The sequence below is a fragment of the Kitasatospora sp. NPDC001309 genome (assembly GCF_042896295.1).
In the GTDB taxonomy this organism is placed as follows: domain Bacteria; phylum Actinomycetota; class Actinomycetes; order Streptomycetales; family Streptomycetaceae; genus Kitasatospora.
Genome location: NZ_JBIAXC010000047.1, coordinates 1 through 20,636, shown reverse-complemented (window position 1 = coordinate 20,636; position 20,636 = coordinate 1). Strand labels below are relative to the sequence as shown.

At 74.8% G+C, this 20,636-nt stretch carries 20 protein-coding genes and 1 riboswitch; of the genes, 11 read left to right on the top strand and 9 right to left on the bottom strand.

The annotated features are described in order from the left end of the window. The first annotated feature begins 86 nt into the window (after positions 1 to 86). Positions 87 to 1,211 carry an FAD-dependent oxidoreductase gene (locus tag ACFY2K_RS34540; protein ID WP_387716570.1) on the top strand — a complete coding sequence of 375 codons (1,125 nt, stop codon included), beginning with the start codon at positions 87 to 89 and terminating at the stop codon, positions 1,209 to 1,211. Positions 1,212 to 1,304: 93 nt separating this feature from the next. Here the strand turns inward: ACFY2K_RS34540 and ACFY2K_RS34535 are convergent, their stop codons facing one another. Continuing rightward, entirely contained in the window at positions 1,305 to 2,441 is a 1,137-nt protein-coding gene (locus tag ACFY2K_RS34535) for a hypothetical protein (protein WP_387716568.1), read from the bottom strand. Between the two features lie 111 nt (positions 2,442 to 2,552). Beyond that, entirely contained in the window at positions 2,553 to 3,209 is a 657-nt protein-coding gene (locus tag ACFY2K_RS34530; RefSeq protein ID WP_380527278.1) for a TetR/AcrR family transcriptional regulator, read from the bottom strand. A gap of 92 nt (positions 3,210 to 3,301) precedes the next feature. On the opposite strand from ACFY2K_RS34530, the gene ACFY2K_RS34525 reads away from it, so the two are divergent. The 3 genes from ACFY2K_RS34525 (at position 3,302) to lanL (ending at position 6,815) form a co-directional block, all read left to right on the top strand. Continuing rightward, positions 3,302 to 3,937, top strand: a complete 636-nt coding sequence (locus tag ACFY2K_RS34525; RefSeq protein WP_380592861.1) for an NAD(P)-dependent oxidoreductase — start codon at positions 3,302 to 3,304, stop codon at positions 3,935 to 3,937. A gap of 188 nt (positions 3,938 to 4,125) precedes the next feature. Next, entirely contained in the window at positions 4,126 to 4,293 is a 168-nt protein-coding gene (locus ACFY2K_RS34520) for an SflA family class IV lanthipeptide (protein WP_380397793.1), read from the top strand. 2 nt (positions 4,294 to 4,295) lie between these two features. Continuing rightward, a complete protein-coding gene (gene lanL, locus ACFY2K_RS34515) occupies positions 4,296 to 6,815 on the top strand; it encodes a class IV lanthionine synthetase LanL (RefSeq protein WP_387716565.1) in 2,520 nt (839 codons plus the stop codon). Positions 6,816 to 6,851: 36 nt separating this feature from the next. Here lanL and ACFY2K_RS34510 read toward each other — a convergent pair whose 3' ends face one another. Then, positions 6,852 to 7,058 (bottom strand): hypothetical protein, encoded by a 207-nt coding sequence (locus ACFY2K_RS34510; protein ID WP_387716563.1) that lies wholly within the window; start codon positions 7,056 to 7,058, stop codon positions 6,852 to 6,854. Between the two features lie 205 nt (positions 7,059 to 7,263). Then, the gene (locus tag ACFY2K_RS34505) at positions 7,264 to 8,166 is read right to left on the bottom strand and encodes a hypothetical protein (protein WP_387716561.1); all 903 of its coding nucleotides are present in this window, start codon (positions 8,164 to 8,166) and stop codon (positions 7,264 to 7,266) included. A 423-nt stretch (positions 8,167 to 8,589) separates the two neighbouring features. On the opposite strand from ACFY2K_RS34505, the gene ACFY2K_RS34500 reads away from it, so the two are divergent. Further along, a complete protein-coding gene (locus ACFY2K_RS34500) occupies positions 8,590 to 8,928 on the top strand; it encodes a hypothetical protein (RefSeq protein WP_387716559.1) in 339 nt (112 codons plus the stop codon). A gap of 66 nt (positions 8,929 to 8,994) precedes the next feature. Here ACFY2K_RS34500 and ACFY2K_RS34495 read toward each other — a convergent pair whose 3' ends face one another. The 5 genes from ACFY2K_RS34495 to ACFY2K_RS34475 all read right to left on the bottom strand — a co-directional run bounded on the left by ACFY2K_RS34495 (position 8,995) and on the right by ACFY2K_RS34475 (position 14,316). Then, entirely contained in the window at positions 8,995 to 9,699 is a 705-nt protein-coding gene (locus tag ACFY2K_RS34495) for a DUF4232 domain-containing protein (RefSeq protein WP_387716557.1), read from the bottom strand. 172 nt (positions 9,700 to 9,871) lie between these two features. Then, a complete protein-coding gene (locus tag ACFY2K_RS34490) occupies positions 9,872 to 11,599 on the bottom strand; it encodes an ABC transporter ATP-binding protein (protein WP_380532775.1) in 1,728 nt (575 codons plus the stop codon). Between the two features lie 39 nt (positions 11,600 to 11,638). Next, positions 11,639 to 11,899 (bottom strand): lasso peptide biosynthesis PqqD family chaperone, encoded by a 261-nt coding sequence (locus tag ACFY2K_RS34485; protein WP_380532772.1) that lies wholly within the window; start codon positions 11,897 to 11,899, stop codon positions 11,639 to 11,641. Between the two features lie 81 nt (positions 11,900 to 11,980). Beyond that, a complete protein-coding gene (locus ACFY2K_RS34480) occupies positions 11,981 to 12,415 on the bottom strand; it encodes a lasso peptide biosynthesis B2 protein (RefSeq protein ID WP_380397781.1) in 435 nt (144 codons plus the stop codon). Continuing rightward, entirely contained in the window at positions 12,412 to 14,316 is a 1,905-nt protein-coding gene (locus ACFY2K_RS34475) for an asparagine synthase-related protein (RefSeq protein ID WP_380644376.1), read from the bottom strand. Before ACFY2K_RS34475 ends, ACFY2K_RS34480 begins: the two co-directional genes overlap by 4 nt. A gap of 400 nt (positions 14,317 to 14,716) precedes the next feature. Between ACFY2K_RS34475 and ACFY2K_RS34470 the strand changes: the two genes are divergently transcribed. From ACFY2K_RS34470 to ACFY2K_RS34445, 6 genes are all read left to right on the top strand, one after another. Further along, on the top strand, positions 14,717 to 14,854 hold the full coding sequence (locus ACFY2K_RS34470; protein ID WP_380397777.1) for a hypothetical protein: 138 nt from the start codon (positions 14,717 to 14,719) through the stop codon (positions 14,852 to 14,854). A gap of 626 nt (positions 14,855 to 15,480) precedes the next feature. After that, a complete protein-coding gene (locus tag ACFY2K_RS34465; protein ID WP_380644374.1) occupies positions 15,481 to 16,422 on the top strand; it encodes a hypothetical protein in 942 nt (313 codons plus the stop codon). A 105-nt stretch (positions 16,423 to 16,527) separates the two neighbouring features. After that, a riboswitch (cobalamin riboswitch) is annotated at positions 16,528 to 16,734 on the top strand. 157 nt (positions 16,735 to 16,891) lie between these two features. Continuing rightward, positions 16,892 to 17,809: an ABC transporter substrate-binding protein gene (locus ACFY2K_RS34460; RefSeq protein WP_387716554.1), complete on the top strand. Its 918-nt coding sequence runs from the start codon at positions 16,892 to 16,894 to the stop codon at positions 17,807 to 17,809. After that, the gene (locus ACFY2K_RS34455; protein WP_387716552.1) at positions 17,806 to 18,885 is read left to right on the top strand and encodes a FecCD family ABC transporter permease; all 1,080 of its coding nucleotides are present in this window, start codon (positions 17,806 to 17,808) and stop codon (positions 18,883 to 18,885) included. The genes ACFY2K_RS34460 and ACFY2K_RS34455 overlap by 4 nt, the downstream gene beginning before the upstream one ends. Further along, positions 18,882 to 19,700 carry an ABC transporter ATP-binding protein gene (locus tag ACFY2K_RS34450; protein ID WP_380595376.1) on the top strand — a complete coding sequence of 273 codons (819 nt, stop codon included), beginning with the start codon at positions 18,882 to 18,884 and terminating at the stop codon, positions 19,698 to 19,700. The genes ACFY2K_RS34455 and ACFY2K_RS34450 overlap by 4 nt, the downstream gene beginning before the upstream one ends. Further along, entirely contained in the window at positions 19,697 to 20,470 is a 774-nt protein-coding gene (locus ACFY2K_RS34445; protein ID WP_387716550.1) for a ferredoxin, read from the top strand. Before ACFY2K_RS34450 ends, ACFY2K_RS34445 begins: the two co-directional genes overlap by 4 nt. Positions 20,471 to 20,636 lie beyond the last annotated feature (166 nt).

Genomic DNA, 20,636 nt, shown 5'->3' with positions numbered 1-20,636 from the left:
TCTACCTTGACACGATCAATGTTCGTTGCGTAGAACTTAGATCGCCAGGACGAACAAAGTTCGTCCCGCTCTCCTGGAGGTGTGTGATGCGCGTTTCCGTCGTCGGAGCCGGCCTCGGAGGTCTGGCCCTCGCGCAGGGTCTGCGCGGAGCCGGGATCGAGGCCGAGGTGTTCGAGCGCGACCCGGGGATCGCCGCCCGGTTCCAGGGCTACCGGCTCGTGCTCGACCCGGTCGGATTCCAGGCGGTGCGCGACTGCCTGCCGACGCGCTGGCATCCGCTGCTGGACGAGATCGTCATGGACGCCTCCGCCGAACAGCTGGTCCTGGACCCGCAGTTGAAGGAGATCGGCAGGCTCGGCGCGAGCCGGACCGGCATCGTGGTCGACCGGCAGGTGCTGCGACAGCTGTTGCTGACCGGCCTCACCGTGCACACCGATGCCGCCCTGACCGGCTACGACGTGCTGGCCGACGGCCAGGTCCGGGCCCGGTTCGCCCGCCGCGACCCGGCCACCGCCGACCTGCTCGTCGGCGCGGACGGCGTCACCTCCGCGGTCCGCGGGGTGCTCTCACCGCGGACCGCCCCGACCGACACCGGCGTCCGGTTCGTCATCGGCCGCACCCCGCTGACCGACGAGTTCGCCGACCTGTCCAAGGCCTACGGCTCGAAGATCACCGGCGACGGCGTCAGCCTGCTGCTCGGCGCGATGCGCTTCCGCACCCCGCCGCGGAAGGCCGCCGAGCGACTGGCCCCCGAGGTCACGCTGCCCGACATCGGCGACTACGTGCGCTGGGCCATGATCCTGCCGCCGAACGGGTCGCTGGAGGACCTGACCGCGCAGGACGCCGTGCTGTCCAGGATGGCAGGCTGGCACCCCCAGCTGCGCGCGCTGATCGAGCAGGCCGACCCCGACAACAGCACGCTGCTCTCCATCCGGGTGGTCGAGCCCGGCGAGCGCTGGGCCTGCGGCCCGGTCACGCTGCTCGGCGACGCGATCCACGCCACCTCCCCGACCGGCGGCAACGGCGCGAACACCGCGCTGCGCGACGCCGACCTCCTGCGCCGCCGCCTGATCGATGCGGACGAAGGCCGCCGTGACCTGCTCGGCGCGGTCGACGCCTACGAGCGGCAGATGTTCGAGTACGGCAGCGAGGCCGTGCGCAGCAGTCTCCAGAAGCTGCCCGCCTTCGCCCCCGGAGCGAAGCTCTCCTGAGGCCGAAGCCACCGGACCGCTCCGCCCCGGACCGCTCCGCCCCGGACCGCTCCGCCCCGGGCCGGACGGGCTCCGGCCCGAGGGCGCCCGCCGTCAGTGCAGGACGTCGAGGACGTTGTCCGCGTCGTTGACGAAGTAGACCGCTTCGTGGTCGAGGTTCAAGTCGAGGCCGAAGAGCGCGCCCGCGCCGGGCGGAGTGCCCTCGTTGTTGATCGTCTTGACCGCCACCTGGCGGCCCGCCCGGTCGGTCTCGACGATGTTGCCGTCCCCGCCGTTGACGGTGAGGATGTCACCCCGCGGCGTGATCGCCATGCCCAGCGGGGCGTTGAGGTTGCCGCCCGAGGTGACGACCCGGCCGGTGCCGGCGCTGCTCTTGCGGGTGAGCGCGTCGGGGATGGCGGTGATCCGGCTGAGCGCGGTGTCCGCGACGTAGAGCGTGCCGTCGTGCAGGCCCACCCCGGTGGGGCCGACCACGAGGGCGGCCGGGTCGGTCCGCTCGGCGAAGCCGGAGCCGATCACGGTGGTGGCCGTGCGGGTCGGTGGCCGGTCGCCCTCGGTGGTCAGGGTGATCCGCAGGACGGTGCCCTCGTCGACCTGCGCGGCGCCGCCGGCGACCGTGTCGTTGAGCACGTTGGTGACGAACAGCTCGCTCCGCCCGCCGGTGCTGACGGCCGTCATGTCCCACGGGCCGTTGATGCCGTCCCCGGCGATGGTCTCCCGGACGGTGCCGTGCTTGTCGAGCACCAGCAGGCAGCCGGCCTGGGCGGTGGCGGATGTGCCGTCCGAGGTGGGGAGGCTGCCGACCACCACCCAGCCGCCGGGCAGCACGGTCAGCGCCGTGGTGAGGCCGACCCCGCCGGGGCACGGTCCCGGCAGGTTGTTCGGGTCGATCGTGGCGAACGTGGTCCTGGTGCCGTCCGGGGCGACCTGGACCAGCGTGGTGCCGGTGCCCTGCTCGCCGGCCGGCGGGTTCGCCGAGTTGTTGAAGTTGCTGATCAGGACGTCGCCCCGGTGCAGGTCGCCGACGCTCTCCCGGACCGTGAACACGCCGTACGGGTTCACGTCGCCGTTCTCCGGGACGGTGGACGCGACGAGGGACACGGTGTCCAGCCGGTCGAGGAACGGCCGCGGCTCGGCGGCCCCGGCCGGCGTCGCCGCTGCGGCGGTCAGGCCGACGGTCAGGACGACGCTCACGGCGGTGCTCAGCGGCGCGCTCGAACGAACTCTCATGGGTACTGCCTCCTGGGGCGCGGGCCGGGCCCGCGGAAGTCTCGGATCCCCCCAGGAGGTCACGCTAGGCATCGGGCCGGTCACCCCGCGCGACATCCTCGGCCGAATGCCTCAGGCCCCCGGGGCTTCGATCCCGCCGACCAGGGCCCGGACCGTCGCCGCCGCGAACTCCTCCGGATCCGCGGGCACCAGCGCCTCGGTCGGGGCCTCCCCGGCGTAGAAGACCTCCAGGAAGGCCCGGTGGAAGCAGGCGCCGATCAGCAGCATCGCGGCGGCGTGCGGGTCGACGTCGGCGGCGACCCGGCCGAGCCGCTGTTCGGCGCGCAGGTACTCGGCCAGGTGGGAGCTGACGTGGTGCGGACCGGCGTCGTCGAGCTTGCGGCGGTGGGCGGCGAGCAGCTCGGGACTGGCGAGCAGGCCGCCGGCCATCGGGAAGGACTGCCGGTAGAACGGCACGGCGATCAGCACGACCGCCTCCAGGTGCTCGCGCACCGAGCCCTGCCCGGCCCGGTCGGGGAGTTCGGCGACGGCCGCGGCCAGGCGCGGGGCGCGTTCGCGCAGGACGCGGACGAAGATGTCCTCCTTGTCCCGGAAGTGCTTGTACAGCGCCGCCTCCGAGCAGCCGGCCTCCCGCGCGATCTGCTTCGTGGTGGCGCGGACCAGTCCGACCGTGCCGATCAGCCGGGCGGCGGCATCCAGCACCCGGGCCCTGGTCAGCGCCCCACCGGTGAGCGGCCGGCCGTCCTCGCGGTTCCCCTCGTTCGTCATGGGCACCAGCCTACCTTGACAGGTGGGTGAGCACTCACCCACCATGAGGAGGACAGCAGAAGTGAGCACTCACCCACCCCACGGGAGGGGCCATGAAACTCACCGTCCTGGGCGCCACCGGCGGCATCGGCCGCCAGCTGGTCACCCTCGCCCTCGCCGACGGACACCTGGTCACGGCCGCCGTCCGCGACCCGGCCCGACTCCCCCTCCGGCACGACCGGCTAACCGTGGTCAAGGCCGACGCCCTCGACGCCGCCTCGCTGGAGCCGGTGGTCGCGGGCGCCGACGCCGTCCTCTCGGCCATCGGCCAGGCCGGCCGGCGCGATCCACTCAAACCCGCCTCCAACTCCGCCCGCGCGGCGGCCGCGGCCATGACGGCCACCGGGGTGCGCCGCCTCCTGGTGGTCAGCGCCGCCCCGCTCAACCGCTCCGGGGCCGGGCAGCCGCTGCTCGCCGCGAAGGCCTTCGGCCCGCTGCTCTGGGCGGTGCTCCGGGACGTGTACACCGACCTGGAGGCGATGGAAGGCATGCTGCGCGCGAGCGACCTGGACTGGACGGCCGTCCGGCCGCCGCGACTGACCGACCGGCCGGGACGGGGCCGCTACCGGCACGCCGTCGAGTCCGGACCCGCCGGGTCCACCGTGCCGCGCGCCGACGTCGCCCGGGCCATGCTGGACCTGGTCACCGACCCGACGAGCTTCCGGCACGCGGTCGGCGTCAGCTCCTGAGCCCCGCGGGCGGTGTTTACCGTTCCTCCACGGATGTGTCCGGGAAGTGGAGTTGGTGCGTCCTGACCCCTTGTCAGGCGGAACGTTCCTCCCTACCTTCGTGCTTCGGGATCCCGGCCCGCTCGGTCAGCCGCAGGGGCCGCGGCCCGCACCATCACCGGAGGCACGACAAGATCTGGAGGTTTCCCATGCCCGGAACCATGATCGAGGAGATCCGCGACGCGGGCCCGCTGCTGGTCGATGACGAGACCATCGCGTTCGAGGACGACGACCGCGGCGACCGCGAGGCCACGGCATGTCTCGCCGACCCGTGGGTGACCGCCACCACCCGCTTCGCCTGCGACTTCAACTCCTGACGGTGACCGGTTCCACCGCCGGACGCGGCGACCGGTCCGACGAGACCTGGTCGTACCTGAACGACCCGCGGATGCCGGCGGTGGAGCACGGTTGGAAGCTGCACGTCTCGGCCCGCCCCGGCGGGCTCGACACCCTGCTCGCCCTCGCCCTGCCCGTGCTGGCCCGGCACGTCTGCCACGCCAAGTGGGCGCGCGGCCCGGAGGTGCTGCGGGAGCTCAACTCCGGTGCGCGGAGCGCCGCTTCGGTCGGCAAGGCGCTCACCGTCTACCCGGCGCCGGGCACCGCCGTCGCACTGGCCGCGGAACTGGTCGCGGCGCTGCACGGGCAGCAGGGACCGCAGGTCGTGAGCGACCGGCGGGTCGACCCCGACGCCCCCGTCTACTACCGGTACGGGCCCTTCACCGGCGACTACCGCACCGGGCGCGGCGGCCGCCTGGAGTCCGTCATGGTCGGCCCCGACGGCCGGGCCTTCGACGGGCTGGCGGCGGGCTCCTACCGGTGCCCGCCCTGGGCCGAGGACCCGTTCCCGCACAACGCGGTGCCCACCCAGGACTCCCCCGGACTCGGCGGCGGCCGCTACCGGATCACCGGCGGCATCGCCCGCAAACCCCAGGGCAACGTCTACCGGGCGGTGGACCTGACCACCGGACGGCCCGTGGTCGTCAAGCAGGCCCGGGCCTTCGTCGCCGAGGACGAGTCCGGCGCCGACGCCCGCGACCGACTGCGCAACGAACGGGCGGTGCTCACCGCACTCGACGGCCTCCCCGGCGTGCCCCGGGCCCTCGACGCGTTCCGGCACCGCTCGGACGAGTACCTGGTGATGACCAACTGCGGCGACCGGGACCTGCGCCGGGACGTCCAGGAGCACGGCCCGTACGGGGCCGCCCGGCTCGCCGACCTGGCCCGCCGACTGCTGCGCCTGCTGGACGGCATCCACCGCCGGGGCGTGGTCGTCCGCGACCTCAAACCCGACAACGTCGCACTGGACGCCGAAGGCCGCTGCCACCTGGTCGACTTCGGCATCAGCGCGCTGGACGGCACCGGCCCGGACGGCTCGACCCCCGGCTACAGCGACCCGGTACGCCGCCCGCCCGGGCAACCCGCGCGGCCCGCCGACGACTTCCACGCCCTGGGCGCGACCCTCGGCTTCGCCGCCACCGGGCTGGACCCGGTGATCGTCGACGGCGACGCCGCCGTCAACCGGGAGCGCACCCTGGCCGGGCTGGCCTGGGCCCTGCCCGGCGAGGAGCACCGTCAACTCCGCTCACTGATCGCCGAGTTGACCAGCCCCGACCCGGCTGTCCGCACCACCGGCGCGGACCGGCTCCGCGGTGGCAAGGCCGTCCGGACACCACCCCCGCCGCTGCCACGCCGCTACCGGCTCGACCCCGACCGGCTCCGCGAGGTCGTCGAGCACACCACCGCGTACTGCGTCGCCGAGGCGCACCGGATCGCCGACCCGGTGCTCGCCGCCCGAGCGGCCGTCCCGACGCCGATCGACGTCTACGGCGGCAGCGCGGGACTCGGCCTGGAACTCCTCCACCACCTCCACCGGCCCGGCGTGCCGGAGGCCGTGGCGGCGCTGGCCGAGTGGACGGCGGGGCAGTCCCGGCGGCTGTCCCCGGGGTTCTACTCGGGCCGCACCGGGGTCGACCTGTTCCTTGCCCGGGCCGGGTCGCCCATCGGCGGAGGCGAGGACCTGCCCGCCCACGGCCCGGACGGCGGACCGCCCGAGGCCGACCTGATCGAGGGCGTCGCCGGAATCGGCATCGGCCGGCTGCTGCTCGCCCGGGCCCATCCCGCCGGGCGGGAGCGGCACCTCGCCGTCGCCGCCGAGTGCGCCCGGCTGCTGGCCACCGGCCGGGCCCGCCTGTCACCCGCCGGGGCGGACACGCCGGGCAGTGCCGCACTGCGCGAAGGCCTGGCACACGGCACCGCGGGCGTCGCCTACTTCCTGCTGGAGTACGGGAGCACCGGCGGCGACCGGGCCGACCGGCACCGGGCCGAGCAGGCCTGCGCCCGACTCGCCGCCGACATCCCGGCGCTGATCGCCCGGGCCACCGCGCCGGGGGCGACCCGCCGCTACGGCTCCTGGTGCCGGGGCCTGGCCGGGGTCGGATCGGTGCTGGTCCGGGCCGCTGACCGGCTGGCCGAACCCGGGTACCTGGACCTCGCCCGGCAGACCGCCCGCACCTGCGCCGCGCTCGCGCCCCGGATGCCGCTGGTCGCCCAGTGCTGCGGGCTGGCCGGGGTCGGTGAGCTGCTGGTGGACGTCGCCGTCGCGTCCGGCCCGGGCACCGGCCCGGGCGGCGGTACCGGAGCCGAGGAGTTCTGGGACGCCGCCGACACCGTCGCGGCGATCCTCCTGAGCCGCAGCGGCGGCCCGCCGTCCCGTCCGGTGTTCCCGGACACCGGCCTCGCCCGGCCCAGCGCCACCTGGGCCGGCGGCTCCGCCGGGGTGCTCGGCTTCCTCCGCCGGCTGCACGAGCGGGGCGGGCCGCGCCTCGGCCTCCTCGACTGACGCCACACTTCGCCTCGGGCCTGCATCGGGGCCCGGTCAGCCCCGGAAGACCTGCCACTGCGTCGACGAGGCGTCCGTACGGGTCGCCCAGTGGCCGAGCGGCAGGGCCGGCAGCTCGGCCAGGGACGGATCACCGTCCAGCAGGTGCGCGGCATGGACCAGCTTCGGGCCGCCCTTCCACCACCGCGGCTCGGTGGCCGAGAACGCCTGCCAGTCCCCGTCCCGGTCGAGGAACACGCTCACCACGGGCTCCCCGCGGTGCACGCGCTTCGACACGAACACCGGCGCGTCCGGGTCAAGGGAATGCACCGGACCGCAGTCCGCATGCGACTCCGCGGTCACAACACCCTCCTCAGCTGGTCAGGACCCCATCCCAGCACAGCCCCCGCCACCCCGTCGCACCGGGTCCGAGCGGTCATGGGGTCCAGAGGGTCAGGGGTCCAGGGGGTCAGGGCACGATCTCGCCCTCGACCGCCGGCCCGGCCGCCGCCCAGTACCCGCGGTCCGTCGGCGGACGCGACCGCAGGTCGTCGCGGACCTGCCCGGCCAGCCGTCGGGTGTCCCGCCGGTTGACCGTCGCGCCGATGCCCGCGCCCAGCAGCAGCGGGGTCACGGACGGCAGCCGGCGCATCCAGCTGCGGGTGAGCCGGCGCCGCACCTGCTGGCGCACCTCCGCCCCCAGGGCCAGCGCCGCGAAGCCCGCCGGGCGGGTCAGCAGCATGGCGTCGATCCCCCGGCGGTTCGCCCAGGCCCCCAGGTAGGCCCCGGCCCGCTGGGTGGCACTGCCCTGCGCCGGGACGCCGTAGACCTCGTGCAGCTCGGCGATCAGCTTCACCTCCACGGCCGCGACCGCCAGCGTCTCGGCCGCGATCTCCAGCGGCATCGCGGGCGGCACCGGCAGCATGGCCGCCGCCCCGACGCCCGCGCCGAGGGCGGCGGAGGCCCGGGTGGCACCGGCCACCAGAAGGTCGGCCAGCCGCTCGGGGTCGGCCGCGTCCGGGTGCTGGGAGCGCAGGGTCGCGAGGTCGCGGACCGGGATCCGCGGCGCCGTACCCACCAGCTGCTCGGTCAGCGCCTTGCCGCCGAGCGCCGCGCCCCGGGCCGCTGCCCGCCCCCCGCTGCCCAGCCGCCCGGCCACGCCCGCCACCAGCGCCCGCCCCCGCCCGCGCTCCGCGTGGTACTCGGCGACCTGCCAGGCCCCGGTGGGCTGCTCGGCCCCCTCCACCAGCTCGGCGAGGCCCTCGGCCAGACCCCCCTCCGGACCGGACTCCCCCCGGGGAACGGGCCCGGGACGCACCGGACCGGAACGGTCCGGCCGCTTGAAGCGCCCCGGCTTTCGGAAGACTGCCATGCACTTCCGGTACCCCGTCCGCCCGCCCGACACGCCCTGCTCACCCATCTCCACACCACCCGGCACCTCTCGGTGACGAAGAGCAGCGGGCACCTGGCGGTGTTCATCGCCGCGTCGTTCCTCGGCCACCTCGCCTCCGGGTGGCTCTCCGACCGGACCGGCCGGCGTCCCCGGCGGACCGGGCGCGCAGTTCGCCGCGGCCCCGGGCGGCGCTCCGGCCCGCCTCGCCCGCACGGCGGGACCCGGCCGCGGCTGAGCGCCCCGCCCGGGACGGCAGCGCGCGCCGGGGGCGAGCTCGCCGGTGATCGTGACGGCGGTAGGGTCGGTGCCGAGAAGCGCGGCGGGACGCACCGGGGGAGAAGTCCGTTGAAGACCTTTTCGTGGGGCCGGCGGAGACCCCGCCAGGAGCCCGCGGAGCGACCGGTGGCCCGGCGCGACTACCTGCCCGGCGAGCAGGAGGCCCTGCTCATCGGCATCCTGCTCGGCACGGCGGCCGGTGTCAGGACGGACGAACGGTACGACGCGGCCTCGCAGTTGGAGGACTTCCCGTCCGACCAGGTGGTCGCGGCGCTGGCCGGGGTCGCCGGTGATCCGGCCCAGCCGGACGACACCCTGGTGGACCTGTGCGCCGAGTCGCTCGCCGGGATCTGGATCCACCGCGGCGCCGTCGACCACCACCTGCTCGCCCGGCTGGGCCCGCGCGGCCGGCGCGAGGCGGAGCGCACGGTGGCCCACCGCGCGCCGGAGCTGCTCGCCCGCTGAGCGCGAACCGGACGACCGTGGGCCCGGCGGCAGCTGCCACCGGGCCCACGAACGCACAGGAGAGGCTTAGTTGGGAGCGGAGGCCACGGAGGCGACGGCCTCGGCCAAGGTGGCCCGGTACATGCCCATCGAGGGGTTCAGGACCTTGGCGTCGGCCCCGAGCGGGAAGTTCTGGATGCTCGCCAGCGGCATGTTGCCGTCCTCGTCGTCGGCCAGCACGTTGACCTCGTTGATGCTGGGGGTGGTCCCGGCGGTGGCACCGCTCGGGTCGAGGTCGAGCACCACGTAGGCGGTCTTGCCCGCCGCGACGGTGTACCGCATGGTCCCGGCGGCGAGGATCGGCTTGAGGTTCTTGCTCTGGTCGCGGGTCGCGGAGTTGCCCAGGTCCACACCCGGCGTGGCGCTCAGGGTGCACGCGCCGCCGCCCTTGTTCTGCACCTCGATCACCCGCTGGCTGGGCGCGCCGGAGCGGGCCGACAGGTGGATCGAGAGGTTCTGGACGTCGCACGGGCCACCGGCCGCGCCCCCGGAGCCGGACTTGGTGCTGCCGCCGGACGGCGCGTGCGTGGTGGGCCGCGCGCCCGTGCCCGTGGTGGGCGCGCCCGCCGGGGCCGGACCGCCCACCGTCGGCTTCGCGGCCACCGTGTTGCTCGCGGAGGGCGCCGGCCCGGCGGCCGTGTCGGTGTTGTCGGGCCCGCAGGCGGTCAGCGCCAGCCCCGCGCCGGCGAGAACGGTGGCGACGAGCAGCGGACGACGGTGGCGGACGGACATGGTGGCTCCCCGATGACGGTGTGTGCTGACTGCTTGGAACACTCCACAAGACGTCGGCCCACCGGATTCGGTGGCACCTCCGGCGTCACAATCACCAGGACATGACAGGGACGGGACTGTGACACGCGTTCGGGGGCGGGCCGGTTGACAACCCCCTCCCGGTGATGATCAGTCAGCCTGGCCGGTGGTGGCCCGCGAGCTGCCGGAAGTCCGGGTGGCCGTGGAAGAGTTCGGGGTAGGTGCCGGTGGCGGTGGCGGTGCCGTCGGAGAGCATGACGACGGTGTCGGCCGCCTCGATGGTGGACATCCGGTGGGCGATGACGAGGATGGCGCACTCCTCCCGGAGGGCGTGCAGGTTGAGCGTCAGGGCGGCCTCGTTGGCCGGGTCGAGGTGGGCGGTGGGTTCGTCCATCAGCAGCAGCCGGGGGCGGGCCAGGAGGGCGCGGGCGATGGCGACGCGTTGCCGTTCGCCGCTGGAGAGGCGTACGCCGCGTTCGCCGACCTCGCTGTCGAGCCCGTCCGGCAGGCGGTTCACCTTCCGGGTGAGGTTGACCAGGTCGAGGACCTGCCGGAGCCGCTCGTCGGTGGCGTCCGGCGCGGCGTAGCGGAGGTTGTCGCGCAGGGTTCCGTGCAGGATCGGGCAGTCCTGTTCGACCCAGCCGAGGTGGGAGCGCCACTGGGCGAGGCCGAGGTCGGCGGCGGGCTGCCCGTCGATCCGCAGGCTGCCGCTCCAGGGTTCGTAGAAGCGGTTGATCAGGGCGAAGGTGGTCGACTTCCCGGCCCCCGACGGTCCCACCAGGGCGACCAGCGCGTGCTGCGGCACGGTGAGGGAGAGCCCTTGGAGGACGGGGGCGTCCGGGCTGTAGCCGAACCGCAGGTCGCGCAGTTCCAGCGCGGGCGCCGGACCGCGGCCGGCGGGGCGCGGCGGGGTGGCACGGCCGGGCCGGGCCGGGGTGTCCTCCTCGACGGGGAGCGCGTACACCTCCTGGACGCGTTCCACGGACCCCTTGGCCCGGTTCACCGAGGCGATGCCCTCCATCAGTTCGGTGACGGGGCCGGTGAGTTGGGAGGCGTAGAGCAGCATCGCCACCAGGGCGCCGAGCGACAGGGCGCCCTGGTCGACCCGGGCCGTGCCGAACAGCAGCACCAGGATGAAGGCGGCGTTGATGGCGAGTTGGGCGGTGGGGGCGACCACGGCGGTGAGCCGGGCGCTGCGCACCGCGGCGTCGTAGGCGCGGTGCGCGAGGGCGTCGAGGTGGTCGATCTCCCGCTGCTCGGCACGGTTGGCCCGGACGGTGCGCAGCGCGGACAGGGCGCGCTCCAGTCCGGCGGAGATCGCGCCCACCGCGGTCTGCAGCGCCGTGGAGGTGCGGCCGATCTCGGCCGACAGCCGGTTGATCACCAGGCCGCAGCCGAGCAGCACCCCCAGGATGAGCAGCATCAGCAGCGGGTCCAGCACGAACATGGCGACGACGCTGCCCAGCGCGACGCACAGGTTGGTGGCGATCTGGACCGAGACGTGGGTCAGCGCCTCGCGCAGCACGACCACGTCCGTCGAGGCGCGCGCCATCAGGTCGCCGACCCGCTGGCGGTCGAAGGCGTCCATCCGGACCCGCAGCAGGTGCGCGGTCAGACCGGTGCGCAGGCCCAGCACGAAGCGCTCGCCGGTGCGTTCCAGCAGAAAGGTGGCGCAGGCCCCGATCAGTGCCTGGGTGAGCAGCAGCAGGACGAGGACGGCGCACGGCAGCAGCAGCGGTCGGTGCGAGGTGACGGCGTCGACCACGCCCTTGGCCGCCAGCGGCTGCGCGACGCCGACTCCGGCGGCGGTCAGGGTGAGCAGCAGGGCGGCGCCCAGGGCGCGTCGCCGGCCCCTGGTGAGGGTCCACAGCTGGCGGAGCATCGTACGCACGTCTCCCTTCGTGGGGCGTCGGGTGCTCGGTCAGCCGGTCTCGACGAGGCCGGAGGTGCGCAGCCGTTCGGTCATGGCGGTCAGGTCCTGGCGCGCCTGGGTCGGCGCGATGGCGAAGTGGTCGGCGAACTCCTCGGCGACCTGGTCCAGGGTGCTGCCGTCCAGCAGCCGTTGGAGCGCGTAGGCGCCGGTCTGGTTGAGCTGCCAGTAGTGCCCGGTGCGCCGGCTGAGCAGCACGGCGCCGTCGTCGGTGTCGGTGGACACGGTGTGGTCGGTCAGGCGGAGCGTCATGGTCGGGGCCTTCTCCGGATGCGTCGGGGTGGCGGGCGGGTCGGGGCCGGTGCGGGCCGGGACGGCGGGCGGGTCGGGCCGTCAGGCCGTGCGCGCCGGCTGCTTGGGGGCGACGGTGACCAGCGGCCGGAAGTAGCCGTCGGGGTAGGGCTCGTCGATGACCCGGCCCTCCGCCTCGACCCAGGCGTGGGCGGCGAAGGGCGTGGTGCGCACGCCGGCCTGCCAGGTGGGCCAGGCGCCCCTGAACCGGCAGAGCAGGGCGGTGGCGATGGAGCGTTGGAGGCAGTTGTGCACGGCGCAGCGCAGGCTGACGGCGACGACGGCGGCCCGGGCCTCGGAGGCCTGGGCGGCGGTGCCCGGGCGGGCGCCGGTACTGAGGACGCCGAGGACGGCCTGGAGGCGGTCGGGCCGCAGCGTGGACAGCGGCCGGGCGACGGCCACGGCGGCCAGCGGCAGCAGGCGCCGGTGCAGGGGCAGCCGGGTGCGGGCCCGGAGGGCGTAGGGCGGGCTGGTCACGGATTCTCCTCGGGGTGGGGTGCGCGGCCGGGGCGGCCGGTGCCGCTGAGGGTCCGCTCGGTCGATGCGGCGGGCGCGCCGGGGCGGGCGGCGAACGCGCCGGGCCGGGCGGCGATCTCCCGCAACCACAGCTCGGCGCCGATCGTGGCCTCCAGTTGGGCGGACCAGACGTCCTCGGTGCGCGGGGGTGTGATCAGGGTGGTCCGGAGCCGGTCCGGGTCGATCAGGCCCAGGTGCGCCAGCCGGGAGTCCTCGAACAGGTCGAGCAGGTCGGGGACGTGTTCCTGGAGGGCGCGGTCGACGGGCTCCTCGCAGTCGCCCTTGGTGGTCCGGTCGAGGATCGTCCCGGGCACCAGCCCGCGCATCGCGGTCGCCAGCACGGGCTTGAACTGCCAGGGGCTGTACCGCTCGTGGGGCCGGACGGCCAGCACGGCCTCGACCACCCGGTCGTCCAGGTACGGCAGTTCCAGCGGGAGCCCGGAGGCGGTGTACTCGCGGCAGACCAGGCGCAGCACCGGGCCGGCGCTGCGCAGCGCGGTGAGGGCCTCGTGCTGTCCCCGGTCCCGGGCCAGCGGGACGATCCGGTCGGCGACCTCGTGGAAGACCCGCTGGGTGGTGCGCACCGCGTCGCCGGTGGCCCAGGGTGTGGCCGGGAGCCGCTCCCCCCAGCCGAGGGCGGGCCCCCGGGACGGCGGGGCGGTGCGGGCCAGGTCGTCGGCGCACTGCCGCCACCAGGTGCCGAGGTCTCCGCCGCGCAGCAGCCCGGCGAGGCTGGGCAGCAGCGGCCAGCTGTTCAGGGCGCGGTGGGCGCCGAGCTGGCGCCAGGCGGTCACCGGCCGGTGGCGGAAGAGCGTGCGCAGGTAGGCGGCCCCGCCGGTGAACAGTTCGTCGGCGCCGTGGCCGGCCAGGTGCCGGGTGGCGCCGTGGTCGACGAGGTGGCGGATCCCGTACCGGATGGCGTTCATGCCGCGGGTCGCGGCGCGCGGGGCCTCGGTGTCGACCGCCCAGTACGGCGGGGAGAACACCGGCGGGGCGTCGGTGTCCGGCACGCTCAGGTGCTGGGCGCCCGGCAGCAGGCGGGCGGCGTGGGCGGCGTACACCGGGTCGTCGTTGATGGCGCTGCCGCCGGTCCAGCAGAAGGTCAGCAGGTCGGGGTGGTGTTCGGCGGCGAGGAAGCACAGCGAGGTGGAGTCCATGCCGCCGGAGAGGTCGGCCGACAGCCGCCCGTCGGGCCGGCGCAGGGCGACCGCCTCGCGCAGCCGCTCGCGCACTCCGGCGGCCCCGGGGTCCAGCGGGAGGTCGGGCTCCGGGGGCTGCCACCAGCGGACGTCCCGGGCGGGGCCGGCGGTGGGCAGCAGCAGGCAGGAGTCGGGGGCGACCTGCCGGACGCCGCGCCACCAACTGCGTTCGCCCAGCGGGGCGAAGAGCATGCCGTACGTCACGCTCGCGGCGATCAGGTCCTCGTCCGGTTCGGCGCCGGTGAGCCCGGCGAGCACGTCGGCCCGGTCCGCGGCGATCGGCACGCCGTCCACGAGGGCGGTGTACACCGCCCTGGTGCCGGTGACGGTGCCCTGGAAGCGCACCCAGCCGTGGGCCGAGGCGATCACATGGGTGTTGCCGGGGAGGCTGCGGGCGAGCGCGTCCAGGTCGGACAGTTCGCGCACCGTGCGGGTGAGGGCGTCGAGGCGGTCCTGCCCGACCGGGCTCAGCCCGTGGACCGCGACCCGGACGGGGCCGGCCTCGGACACCACCAGGTCCTCCGGCGACCACGACCCGGCCAGCCAGGGCCGTCCGGACGCGTGGGCGACGGACCGTGGTGCCGTGTCGCCGAGTCGGCGATGGACCCGGGCGCCGTCCGGGGAGTCCGGAAGGACCACCAGGTGGTCGTTGAGCGACTGCACGAGCCCACCCCCAGGTGTCACGGCGGCGTGGGTGCCGCCGGTTCTCCGGAACCGTGCACCACCGGGGGAAGGCGACACAACCGGGCAAGGTCCACTTCCCCCATGGATCACGCCATTCACCCACCGAAAGAAGCAGGATGATTGTCGTTCCATCACATTCGAACGTCGTCAAGAAAGCGTTTGGCATGGACACTCCTGTTGCCACAGTTCACTTCTGTGTCCCAACTACTGTTCCGGCCGATCCGGCCGAAAGACGTTCCGTCCGCGATCCACCTGCGGAAACGTGAATTTCCCCGTCATTGGCCGGATCTGACGATGCGACTGGACACTCCCGGCGGCCAGCGGTCCCAATGGAGTCACGCCATCCACAGGCTTCGGCCTCGATGCAGAGGAGAGAACCATGGCCAAGAACATCCAGCTGCCCAAGCGCTACACCCCGCCCACGGCCGCCAAGGTCGGCGACTTCAGCAAGGACACGGACGGCACCATCTACACCAAGAAGGACGCCACGACCCTGGGTTTCAAGAAGCCGCGCTGACCTCGGCCTAGGGCCTGTCCGGCGGATCTTGGCAGATCAGCGCGCGGCGTTGGGCGCCCGGCTGGGCGTGCGCCCGAGTCGGCCTCGTACTGGACGTACTTGGGCGATTCGGGCGTGCGTCCAGGCGGGATGCCCGGCGTCGCGCGCCTGGCAAGATCCGCCGGACAGGCCCTAGCTGACCCGGACTCGATCGCCACAGCCCGCCGGCCCCGCCGGCGGGCTGTTCCGCGTCCACGGACGCCAGTGCACGCGGGCGTTCGCATCCCAACACACCGGGAATTGAACCACCGAAGGCCGTCCGCACGTTGGAATAGCGGAACTCCCGGTGAATCCCGGGAGAATGGCCGAAGTTCCCGACCGTAATCCGGTCCGGGACTTCGACGTGTACCGACCTACGGTCGCACCGCCCCCACCGTCGCCGCCGGTCCCGCTCCCGCCCCCACCCCGCCCCTGGCGGCGCGACAAGGCCTTGGTATGAGCACGGCAAAGGGTTCCCCGCCCCGCGTCCACCATCTGGACGGACGGACGGCCGAGTTGATGTGGTGTCCGGGCTCAACCCGCGGGCCGGCCGGTCCGCAGGCCTGTACGGACGAACCTCCCACACCCTCACACCCGGGAGCAGACACATGCGCACCCCCCTCAAGGCCGCCGCCCACACCCTCACGGCGCTGGCCCTGGCCGCCTTCGGCACCACCGCCCTGGCCGCCGGCGCCGAGGCCCAACCCGCCCCGGCCGCCGCCCACTTCGGGGCCAAGCCGCTCCACCCCGGCACCACCGCCAAGAGCCCGACCGCGACCTCCGGCAACACCCTGTCGGTCCGCTCCGCCGCGACCCAGGGCGTGGTCTCCCCCACTCCCAAGGTGTACCTGGTGTTCTGGGGCTCGCAGTGGTCCTCCGACCCAGCCGGGGTCGCCCCCGACATGCAGAACATGTTCAAGGGCCTCTACGGCAGCCAGGACACCTGGGGCACCATCCTCAGCCAGTACTGCGAGGGCGTCGCCAGGGGCACCACCACCTGCGGCACCAAGGGCACCCACGTCCAGCACCCGGCGTCCTCCCCGCTGGCCGGCGTCTGGTTCGACAACGCCGCCGCCACCCCGGCCAACGCCACCGCCGCCCAGATCGCCGCCGAGGCGGGCAAGGCCGCCGCCCACTTCGGCAACACCACCCAGGCGCCCAACCTCAACGCCCAGTACGTGGTGGTCTCCCCCACCGGCACCCACCCGGACGGCTTCCCCAACTCCGGCTTCTGCGCCTGGCACGACAAGACCAGCAGCTCCTACGGCACCCTGGCCTACACCAACCTGCCGTACATCCCGGACAACGGGGCGGGCGCCTGCACCACCTTCACCGACGGGCGGCTGCTCTCCGGCATCGAGTCCACCGAGACCCACGAGTACGCGGAGACGGTCACCGACTTCTGGCCCAGCATCGGCTGGAACGGCGGCGGCGGTGAGATCGGCGACGAGTGCGAGAACCTCGACGCCTACGTCACCCTGAGCACCGGCACCTTCGACCTCCAGGGCCTGTGGTCCAACAGCACCAACAAGTGCGTGACGCACGGCTGACGACCGCCCGCTCCGAGGAACCCGGCCCGCCGCGCCCCCCGCGCGGCGGGCCGTCGCTGTCGGGCCGTCACCCTGAGCCGGACTCCGCCGCCCTGACCACGCCTGATACCGTGCGATCGCCGTGGTGTTCGGGAAACCGGTCTGAGTCCGGTGCGGCCCTCGCCACTGTTGCCGCGGAGTTCCGCGGCCCTCGCTGACCGGCTCGCCCAGCGGTCAGGGCCACTGGGCGGGCTCGAAGGAGCCGCCCGGGAAGGTCGGCCGCGGCACGTCGATGCGGAAGCCAGGAGACCGGCCACGGCACGACATGTTCCACGAGGGTTTTGGAGAACACGTGCCCAGCGGTCAGCCGCGTCCGTTCCGATCCATTTGCTCCGTACATCCCATACGTCCCACAGGTCCGATACGTGTCGGCCGGGCGGTCGCCGCCGTCCTGTTCCTCGGCACGCTCGGCGCCTGCACGGGCGCCCCCGTGCCCGCCGCGCCCGGCGGGACGTCCGCAGGTGCCGCGCCGGTCAGCGTGGAGAACTGCGGGACCACCGTGACGGTCGGCACGCCGCCCGAACGGCTGGTGACGCTCAACGAGGGGGCCACCGAGGTGGCTCTGGCCCTCGGCCTGGAGTCCCGCATGGCCGGTACCGCCTACCTCGACGATGCCGTCCCGGAGAAGTGGAAGGCGGCCTACGACTCCGTCCCGGTGCTCTCCGCGAAGTACCCGACGAAGGAGAAGCTCCTCACCGCCCGCCCCGACTTCCTGTACGCCTCCTACGCCAGCGCGTTCACCGACAAGGTCGCGGGCACCCGGGAGGACCTGCGCGGCCAGGGCGTAGCGTCGTACCTGTCCCCGTTCGGCTGCTCGGACAAGAGCCAGGTGCCGCCGACGACGTGGCAGGCCGCGTGGGGCGAACTGCACGACGTCGCCCAGGTCTTCGGCGTACCGGAGCGGGCCGCCGCGATCCAGCACCAGCAGGAGCAGCAGCTCGCCGGGTTCACGACGACGGCCGCGGGCAAGGACCTGAAGGTCCTGTGGTACGACTCGGACACCAAGTCGCCCTTCGTCGGCGCCGGCCACGGCGGCCCCCAGCTGGTGCTCGACGCCGTGGGCGCCCGCAACGTCTTCGCGGACCTGCCCGGCGGCTGGCAGAACGTGAGCTGGGAGAAGGTCGTCGCGGCCGACCCGGACGCCATCGTGCTCGCGGACGCCGGCTGGGACACCGCCCAGTCCAAGATCGACTACCTGGAGCACGACCCGGTGCTGAGCAAGCTCGGCGCCGTGCGGCGCAAGGCCTTCGTGGTGGTGCCGTTCTCGGAGTCGACTCCCGGCGTGCGGCTCGCCGACGGGGCCGCCCGGGTCTCGGCGGGGCTGAGCGCGCTGCGCCCGGCTTCATGACCACGGCACCCCACCCCGTCGCGCGGCCCGCCGGTCCGGGCCGCGCGACGGCGGCCCTGGCCGTCGGTGCGGCCCTGCTGCTGGCCACCGTGCTCCTCGGCCTGGCCGTCGGCTCACACCACGAGCCGCTCCCGACCGTGATCGAGGTCGTGGCGCGCCGACTCGGACTCGCCGACCCGCAGGTCACCCTGCTGGACGACCGGATCGTCTGGCAGCTGCGGCTGCCCCGGGTCCTGGGAGCGGCCGCCACCGGCGCCGGACTCGCGGTCTGCGGCGCGGTGCTGCAGACCCTGACCGGCAACGACCTGGCCGATCCCTTCCTGCTCGGGATCTCGGACGGAGCCGCCGCCGGCGCGGTGACCGTGATCGTCCTCGGCGTCGGCGTGACCGGCGCCGTGGGCACCGGCGCGGTGGCGACGGCGGCCTTCGCCGGCGCCCTGCTCACCGCCGTCGTCGTCCTGGTGCTGGCCGGCGCGCGCACCCGGTCGCTGCCGACCGCCCGGACGGTGCTCGCCGGCATCGCGGTGGGCCAACTGTGCGGGGCGTACACCTCGTTCGTCGTGCTGGTCCTCGGGGACCGCGACGCGGCGCGCGGTGTCATGGAGTGGACGCTGGGCTCGGTCGCCGGCGTACGGTGGCCCACCGCCGTCTTCCTGGCCGCGGTCGCCCTGATCGGCGTCATGGTGCTGGCCTCCTCGGCCCGCGACCTGGACGCCTTCGCCTTCGGCGAGACCTCCGCCCGCTCCCTCGGCGTCCACGTCGAGCGCACCCGGTGGGTCCTCATCGCCACCGCCGCGCTGGTGACGGCCTGCCTGGTCGCCAACACCGGGGTCATCGGGTTCCTCGGCCTGGTCGTCCCGCACGTGGTCCGCCTCGTCTGCGGCCCGCGCCACGCCCTCCTGCTGCCCGTATCGGCACTGGTGGGCGCGTCCCTCCTGGTGGGCAGCGACGTCCTGGCCCGCTCGGTCCTCCCCGACCGGGAGATCCCGGTCGGCGTCGTCACGGCCGGGCTCGGAGCGCCCTTCTTCGCCTGGCTGCTGTGGCGCCAGGGCCGGGCCGACGGGGGAACGCTGTGACCGCGCCGCCCGCCGCCGAGCTGCGCGCGGAGGGACTCGGCGTGCGCGCCGGCGGCGCGACCCTGCTCGACGCGGTCTCGCTCGCGTTCGCCCCCGGCCGGGTCACCGGCCTGCTCGGACCCAACGGCGCCGGGAAGACCACCCTGCTGCGCGCGGTCGCCGGACTCACCCGGCCGTCCGCGGGGCGCGTCCTCCTGGACGGGGCGGATCTCCACACGCTCACGGCCCGCCGCCGGGCCCAGCGGGTGGCCTTCATGGAACAGCAGGCGGACACCCGGCTGGCCCTGCCGGTCCGCCAGGTCATCGAGCTCGGGCGCACGCCCCACCGGGGCCGCTGGCCCGTGCCGGGGAACTCCGCCGCCGACGCCCACGAGCGGACCGTGGTCGCCGAGGCCGTCGCCGCGGCCGACGTCGGCCACCTGCTCGACCGGGCCTGGCCGACGCTGTCCGGCGGCGAACGGCAACGGGTCCAGCTCGCGCGGGCCCTGGCGCAGGAGCCCGGCGTGCTCCTGCTCGACGAGCCCACCAACCACCTCGACCTGCGCCACCAACTCGGCTTCCTCGCCGCCGTACGCGGGCTGGGCATCACCACGGTGGCCGCACTGCACGACCTCGAACTCGCCGCCGCCTACTGCGACGAGGTCGCCGTCCTGCTCGACGGGCGGCTGGTCGCCCACGGGCCCGGCGCCGAGGTGCTCACCTCGGCCACGATCGGGCACGTCTACGGCGTCGACGTCACCGTCGAACGGCACCCCCGGCACGACCGGCCGCACATCCGGTGGAACGGACTGCTCCACGAAAGGACTTCGCCATGACCTCCCCCACCCCGGATGCCCCCGCCTTGGACGCCCCCGCTTTGGACGCCCCCGCCCGCCGCACCGCCACGGTCCTGGTCGGCATGTCGATCGGGGAGGCCGTCCGTCGCGACGAACTGCTCCGGACGGCGGCGGCGCAGCAGGCCTCGATCGCGTTCCTGCAGCAGGCGGACCCCTCCCTGTCGGCCGAGCTGACCAGGCTGGCCGACGCCGGCGCCGGGACCGTGGTCCTGATCGGCGTCCGCCTCGCGGCCACCGGCCCGGCCCAGTCCTGGCTGCGGCGGATCGCGGCGCACTGGTGGCGCGAGCGCACGGGCCACCGGCCGGAGATCCTCGTCGCGACCCGCCTCGCCGACTCACCGGACGCGGTCGCCGCGGCCGCCGCGGCGACGAGGCCCGTCACCGGCGGCGAACCCGGCCTCACCTCCGCGGCCTGGGAGGACGTCACCGGCCACCGGCACCAGGTGCTGGTCTGCCGCGGCCCGCGGTGCACGGCCCTGGGGGCGGAGGAGGCACTGCGCGCCCTGGTGCGGCAGCTGGCCGAGCACGGCCTCGGCGACGACGACGTGCTCGTCACCCAGACCGGGTGCCAGTTCCCCTGCAACCAGGCCCCGGTCGTCAGCGTGCAGCCGGACGACGTCTGGTACGGGGGGATCGACCCGGCGGCCGCCGGCCGCATCGTCACCGAGCACCTGGCCCGCGGACGCCCGGTCGAGTCCCACCGGCTCCCCCGCCACCGGAGTGAACCGGCCGGCCGACCCGACAGCTGACCCCGGCCACCGCGGCCACCGGGGCCGCCTGGTTCCCGGCCGGTCGGGGGGCCCCCCCCCCCCCGGGGGGGGGGGCGCGGGGGCGCCCCCCCCCCCCCGGCGCCCCCCGCCGCCCCCCCCCACGCCCCCCGCCCGCCCCCCGGGGCGCCAGCGCCCCCGGGGGGCC